At 70.9% G+C, this 6,355-nt stretch carries 7 protein-coding genes; 4 read left to right on the top strand and 3 right to left on the bottom strand.

Annotated features, from left to right (window positions below):
- The 4 genes from FB561_RS30295 to FB561_RS30280 form a co-directional block, all read left to right on the top strand.
- Window positions 1–434, top strand: a 434-nt coding sequence (locus FB561_RS30295; protein ID WP_145812637.1) for a substrate-binding domain-containing protein, incomplete at its 5' end; no start/stop codon positions are given.
- Window positions 431–1,912: an arylsulfatase gene (locus tag FB561_RS30290; protein WP_145812635.1), complete on the top strand. Its 1,482-nt coding sequence runs from the start codon at window positions 431–433 to the stop codon at window positions 1,910–1,912. The genes FB561_RS30295 and FB561_RS30290, both read left to right, overlap by 4 nt.
- Window positions 1,913–1,936: 24 nt before the next feature.
- On the top strand, window positions 1,937–2,497 hold the full coding sequence (locus FB561_RS30285; RefSeq protein ID WP_145812633.1) for a dihydrofolate reductase family protein: 561 nt from the start codon (window positions 1,937–1,939) through the stop codon (window positions 2,495–2,497).
- A gap of 124 nt (window positions 2,498–2,621) precedes the next feature.
- Window positions 2,622–4,082, top strand: coding sequence for a glycosyltransferase family 87 protein (locus tag FB561_RS30280; RefSeq protein ID WP_145812631.1), 1,461 nt, complete (start codon window positions 2,622–2,624; stop codon window positions 4,080–4,082).
- 3 nt (window positions 4,083–4,085) lie between these two features.
- Here FB561_RS30280 and FB561_RS30275 read toward each other — a convergent pair whose 3' ends face one another.
- The 3 genes from FB561_RS30275 to FB561_RS30265 form a co-directional block, all read right to left on the bottom strand.
- Entirely contained in the window at window positions 4,086–5,012 is a 927-nt protein-coding gene (locus tag FB561_RS30275) for a threonine ammonia-lyase (protein WP_145812629.1), read from the bottom strand.
- A gap of 30 nt (window positions 5,013–5,042) precedes the next feature.
- Window positions 5,043–5,303: a WhiB family transcriptional regulator gene (locus tag FB561_RS30270; protein ID WP_145812627.1), complete on the bottom strand. Its 261-nt coding sequence runs from the start codon at window positions 5,301–5,303 to the stop codon at window positions 5,043–5,045.
- A 75-nt stretch (window positions 5,304–5,378) separates the two neighbouring features.
- The gene (locus tag FB561_RS30265) at window positions 5,379–6,236 is read right to left on the bottom strand and encodes an ATP-grasp domain-containing protein (protein ID WP_145812625.1); all 858 of its coding nucleotides are present in this window, start codon (window positions 6,234–6,236) and stop codon (window positions 5,379–5,381) included.
- Window positions 6,237–6,355: the final 119 nt, after the last annotated feature.

The following is a 6,355-nucleotide window of genomic DNA, read 5'->3' as shown; positions in this document are numbered from 1 at the left end:
ACCACCGCGGTACCCGCTTCCCGGCGTACCTGCGGGCGCTGGCCGCGGCCGGGATCGAGGTCCGCGACGAGGACGTGGCCGTGTTCGAGCGGCATCCGGAGGGCGCGTACCGGGCGGCGATGTCGTTGCTCACCCGCGCCGACCGGCCGACGGCGTTGTACTGCACGACCGACTTCGCGGCGATCGCGGCCGTCCGCGCGGCGCATCGGCTGCGGCTGGACGTCCCGGGGGACGTCGCGGTGATCGGCGTCGGCAACACCCCGGACGGCGAGCACCTGGATCCGTCCCTGTCCACGGTCGGCCCGGTCGGGTTCAACGCGGCGCTGGCCGAGATCGTCGCCGGCCGGCTCACCGACCGGGAAGGGGCCGACGGCAAGGTTTTCGAGTTCCCCTGGCAACTGATCGTCCGCGAGTCGACCGGAGGACCCCGGTGACGCATCCGAACGTGATCCTGATCTGCGTGGACGAATGGCGCGGCGACGCGTTGTCCTGCGCGGGTCACCCGTACGTCGAGACCCCGCACCTGGACGAGCTGGCCCGAGGTGGCGTCCGCTTCGCCAACGGGTACTCGGCCACACCCAGCTGTGTGCCGGCGCGGGCCGCCTTGTTCACGGGCCAGTCGCAGGAGGCGCACGGCCGGGTCGGGTACGACGACGGGGTGCCGTTCGAGGTCGCGCACCCGGTGACGATGCAGGGCGAGTTCAAGCGAGCCGGGTACCACACCCAGGCGATCGGCAAGATGCACGTCTGGCCGGAGCGGGCGCGGCTCGGGTTCGACGACGTGATCCTGCACGACGGATACCTGCACCACGCGCGCCGGTCGTACCGGCAGCAGTTCGGGTTCTTCGACGACTACGTGCCCTGGTTGCGCCGGCAGCCCGGGGTGAGCCCGGACGCGGACTACTTCGACCACGGGGTGAACTGCAACTCCGTCGTCGCGCGGCCGTGGGACAAGGCCGAGGCGCTGCACCCGACCAGCTGGATCGGTACCCAGACGATCGAGTGGCTGTACCGCCGGGACCCGACGAAGCCGTTCTTCCTCTACCTGTCGTTCCACCGGCCGCACCCGCCGTACGACCCGCCGCGGTGGGCGTTCGACCAGTACGACGCGCTGCCGCCGTACGAGCGGGAGCTGGGGGACTGGGAGGACGACTGGGACGAGTTCCGGCGCGACGGCGACTACCAGGCCGCGATCGGCGATCTGCCGGACCGCGTCGTCCACCGGGCCCGGGCCGGGTACTACGGGCTGATGGCGCAGATCGACCTGCAGGTGAACCGGATCCGCGAGGCGCTGGCCGACTTCGGTGTCGCCGACGACACCGTGATCGCGTTCACCTCGGACCACGGCGAGATGCTGGGCGATCACCGGATGTTCCGGAAGGCGGTGCCGTACGAGGGATCCGCGAAGGTGCCGTTCATCGTGGCCGACCGGTCGACGAACGAGGCGGCCGCCCGTGGCGCGGTGGTGGACCACGTCGTCGAGCTGCGTGACGTGATGCCGACCCTGCTCGACCTGGCCGGGGTACCGATTCCCGACTCGGTGGACGGGTGCTCGCTCGCGGCTCACGTCCGCGGCGAGCCGGCCGAGCCGGTGCGCGAGTGGTTGCACGGCGAGCACGTGTACTGGGGTCAGTCACTGCACTGGGTCACCGACGGCCGGGTGAAGTACGTCTGGGGATCGGCCAAGGGCGTCGAGCAGCTCTTCGACCTGGAAGCGGATCCGGGCGAGCTGCGCAACCTCGCCGGCCTCCCGGAACACGCCGAACTACGCGACCATTGGCGCAGCCGGCTGGTCCAGGACCTGACCGGTCGCGAGGAGGGCTTCGTCGTCGACGGCGACCTGGTCACCGGCCGCCCGGTGACGACGATGCTCGCGCACACCCGCCGGCGCCTGGCGGCTGCGGCGCACTGACGACTTCTGCGGGAGGGACGGCGGATGGGCAAGCTGATCTACTCGATGATCACCTCACTCGACGGGTTCGTGAGCGACCGCGACGGGAACTTCGGCTGGGGTACGCCGGACGAGGAGCTGCACGCGTTCATCAACGAGCGGCAGCGCGCGATCGGGACGTACCTGTACGGCCGGCGGATGTACGAGACGATGGTGTTCTGGGAGACCGCGGACCAGCTCCCGGACGAGCCGGACGTCATTCGCGACTACGCCCAGGTCTGGCAGGCCGCGGAGAAGATCGTGTACTCCTCGACGCTCACCGAGGTCGCGAGCGAACGGACCCGGATCGAGCGGACGTTCGACCCCGAGGCGGTCCGGGTGTGGAAGTCCGGGTCCGAGCGGGATCTCGCCATCGCCGGTCCCGACCTGGCCGCGGCGGCGATCCGGGCCGGCCTGGTGGACGAGTACGAGCTCTTCGTCGGGCCGGTGATCGTCGGCGGCGGGCACCCGTTCTTCGCCGCCGACGCGCGGGCCGAGCTCGAACTCCTGGAGGAGCAGCGCTTCGCCAACGGCGTCCTCTTCGCCCGGTACGGCGTCACCGGCTGAGCATCCCGGTCGCCGGTCGACGCGTCGGCCGCCGCGGGGAGCCGGTGGGTTGCGCGCATGGGGGTGGGCTTCCTGGGTAACCTGGCGGGCGCCGCCTGCCAGGCGGAGGACCGAATAGGAGACGATGTCCACCGTGACCTCACGACACGCCCAGGACGCGCAGGACCGGCCGGCCCCCTCGCAGGTCGATCCGGCGGTGGCGGGGCTGACTGTCGGGCTCGGGGGTCCGGCCGGGCGGTTCGCGCGGCTCAGCTCCTCCTGGTGGACGCCGCTGCGGATCGCGCTGGCGGTCTGCACGATCACGTTCGCGCTCGGTGTGCTGCAGAAGGCGCCGTGCATGGAGGCGGGCTGGGACCGGCAGAGCTGGCGGCCGTTCAAGGCGCTGTGCTACTCCGACATCGGCTACCTGTACCAGGAGCGCGGCTTCGCCGAGGGCAACCGGCCGTTCCTCGACACCGGGAACTACCCCGTGCTCGAGTACCCGGTGCTCACCGGCGGTTTCATGGAGGTCGCGGCGCAGATCACCTGGGTGATCACCGGCGACCCGAAGCAGGACGTCACGGTCGAGCAGAAGCGCGACACCGCGGGCGTCTTCTTCGTGGTGAACCTGGTGCTGCTGTTCGTCTGCGCGCTCGTCCTGGTCGGCCTGACGATGGCGACGGCCCGTGGGGTCGCGTCCCGTCCGGGCGCGGCGCGGGGGCAGCCGCTGGACGCCCTGTACGTCGCGGCCGCGCCGGTGCTGGCGTTGACCTCGACGATCAACTGGGACCTGTTCGCGGTGGTGCTGACCGCGGGCGCGATGTTCGCCTGGTCGCGAGGCAAACCGATCTGGTTCGGCGTCCTGCTCGGTCTCGGCACGGCCGCGAAGTTCTACCCGTTCCTGCTGCTCGGCCCGTTGCTGATCGTCTGTCTGCGCGGCCGGAAGCTGTGGCCGTGGTTCCAGGCGACACTGGCGGCCGTGGTCGCCTGGGTCGTGGTGAACGCGCCGATCTACCTGCTGGCCAAGGACGAGTGGCTGTCGTTCTGGGTCTTCAACGACGAGCGGGAGAGTGACTACGGCTCGATCTGGTACGTGCTGAAGCTGGCCGGGAACGAGGTCGCGGACGTCAACCGGCTGAACATCGTGATCTTCGCCGGCCTGTGTCTGTCGATCGCGATCCTCGGGTTGATGGCGCCGAAGCCGCCGCGGTTCGCGCAGCTGGCCTTCCTGGTGGTGGCCGCGTTCCTGCTGGTGAACAAGGTGTACTCACCGCAGTACGTGCTCTGGCTGCTGCCGCTGGTCGCGCTGGCTCGGCCGAAGTTCCGGGACTGGCTGATCTGGCAGGCCTGCGAGTGCTTCTACTGGATGATGGTCTGGCTCCATCTGGCCCAGTTCCTCGCCCCTGCCGCCCCCGAGGCGCCGGACAAGATCTACTGGCTCTCGGTGATCCTGCGGATGGCGGGCACCCTGTACCTGATGGTGATGGTGGCCCGCGACATCCTGTTGCCGGAGCACGACCCGGTCCGCCACGGCGACCTCGTCGACGATCCCGGTGACGGCGTGCTGCCCGACGACTTCGCTCCGGCCCAACCGGTCCGCGCCTAGCGCCTAGAACAGCCGGGACACGTCCAGGTTGCCGCCGCTGATCACGAACGCGGTGGGGCCGGTGAGGTCCACCTTGCCTTCGAGCACGGCCGCGAACGGTGCGGCCGCGGCCGGTTCGAGGGCGAGCTTGGTCCGGGACATCACCAGCCGGGTCGCGGCCAGGATCGGGTCGTCGCCGACGCGAACCACCTCGTCGACGTACTCGCGGACGATCTCGTACGTTTGGGTCCCGCAGACCGGCGCGGCCAGCCCGTCGGCGATGCTCTTCGCGGTGGGCAGTCGCTGAGGTGATCCGGCCGCGAGGCTGCGGCTGACCGCGTCGGCGGTCTCCGGTTCGACGCCGACGACCCGGATCGACGGGTCGGTCAGCTTCACCGCGAGTGCGACCCCGGAGATCAGGCCGCCACCACCGACCGGTACCAGGACCGTGGTCACGTCCGGGCGGTCCGCGAGCAGTTCGAGGCCGAGACTGCCGTGACCGGTGATCACGTCCAGGTCGTCGAACGGGTGCACCGCGGTCAGCTTCCGCTCGTCCCGGATCGCCTCGTACGACGCCATCAGATCGCCGTCGACGAGCTCCACCTGCGCGCCGTACGCCCGGGCCGCCTCCACCTTCGCCGGGACCGCGGTCCTCGCCATCACCACGGTCGCCGGTACACCCGCGTCCCGTGCCGCCCAGGCGAGCGCACCGGCGGCGTTCCCGGCGGAGACCGTGATCACGCCCCGTTCCCGCTCCTCGGGCGTCAGCCGCAGGAGTTTGGTGAGGAGGCCGCGCACCTTGAAGCTGCCGGTCTTCTGGAACAGCTCGGCCTTCAGCGCCAGCGGCACACCGAACTGCTCGTCGAGCACCGTCGACGTGATCACGGGAGTCCGGTGGATCCGTCCCTCCAGCTGAGCGGCGGCCTGGCGAATGTCGTCGAGAGTCGGCATGCACCAGACCCTATGCGCCCGCCCGATGATTCAGCTCGCCGCCGATTCGGGATGGCCGCGGCGGCGGCCGTACAGGAGGCGTTCGCCGGCGGCGGTGCCGGTGTACTTCGTCCGGCGGGCCCACTCGCGGCAGTCGGCGATCACCGGGCACGCGGTCAGGCACAACTGCTGGGCTCGGCGCTGCTCCCACCGGGCCGCGTTCTCGTCGTACGCGGGCGCCTGCCCGATACAGGCCGCCCGCGCCATCCACCGGTCGGCGGGATCCACGATGACTGTCAGCGTCGGCCTCATGACGCCGACGGTAAGCCGGAGCGACCCGCCGCTCCGGCCCGTCTCGCTATATGGAAGTTTGTCGCCCTATTTACTTCACTTAAGTCGGCCCGCGACCAGCTGGGCCAACGCGTCCGTGGCGGCCGGGTGGCTGGGCAGGAACAGGTACGGCTCGATCAGCTCCAGCTCCATCAGCAGGAACCGCCCACCGGTGACGATGCCGTCGACCCGCGCGTACGCCGGCGCGGTCCGGCTGTCCGCGGCCTCGAGCGCGGCCGTCGCGGCGGCCAGGACCTCGGCCGGCGGCTCGACCAGCTCGGCCGTCCCGCCGAAGTCGTCCTGCACCCGGTAGTCACCAGCTGCCGGGCGCTTGATCACGGCGTGGGTGTACTCGCCGCCGACGAACATCAGCGACCACTCGCCCTCGGTCACGATCTCCGGCAGGAACGGCTGCACCAGGTACACCGCGTCCGGCAGGTCGTCGAGCGCGCGGCTCAGCTCCTCGGACCCGGCGACGCCGCGGACCGTGTTGTACGCGGTCGCGCTGATCGTCGGCTTGACCACGATCTCCTCGCCGGCCAGTCCGGCGACGACCTCGCGCAGGCACGCACCCGCGGCGACCTGGGACGGCACGATCGCGACGCCGCGCTCGCGCAGTTCGAGCAGGTACCGCTTGTCCGCGTTCCAGCGGACCAGGGCGCTGTCGTTGAGGACCGGGACGCCGGCCTTGTCCAGCTGGTCGAGCCACGCGGTGAACTCGAGGTACCGGGTGTGGTAGTCCCACACCGAGCGCAGCAGCACTGCGTCGAACGCGGACCAGTCGATCGACGGGTCGGTCCAGACCACGGCGACCGGGTCGGTCCCGGCGGCGCGCAGGGCCTCGGCGAGCGGGAGGTCGTGCTCGTGCAACTGCGGGTGGGCGGCGGACGTCGCGAGTGCGAGGCGAGAGGTCACGCTGAGGGGCCTTTCAGGGGAAGGGCGGGCCGCGCGGCTGCGCGGCCCGGTTCAGTGTCCGAGCGCCCGGCGGGATCGTCAAACCCCGAGCCGGTCGCCGAACCGCTCCGGGGACCGGT

The sequence above is a fragment of the Kribbella amoyensis genome (assembly GCF_007828865.1).
Lineage (GTDB): Bacteria > Actinomycetota > Actinomycetes > Propionibacteriales > Kribbellaceae > Kribbella > Kribbella amoyensis.
The sequence above is the reverse complement of the archived record's forward strand: the minus strand, read 5'-3'. Positions and strand labels throughout refer to the sequence as shown.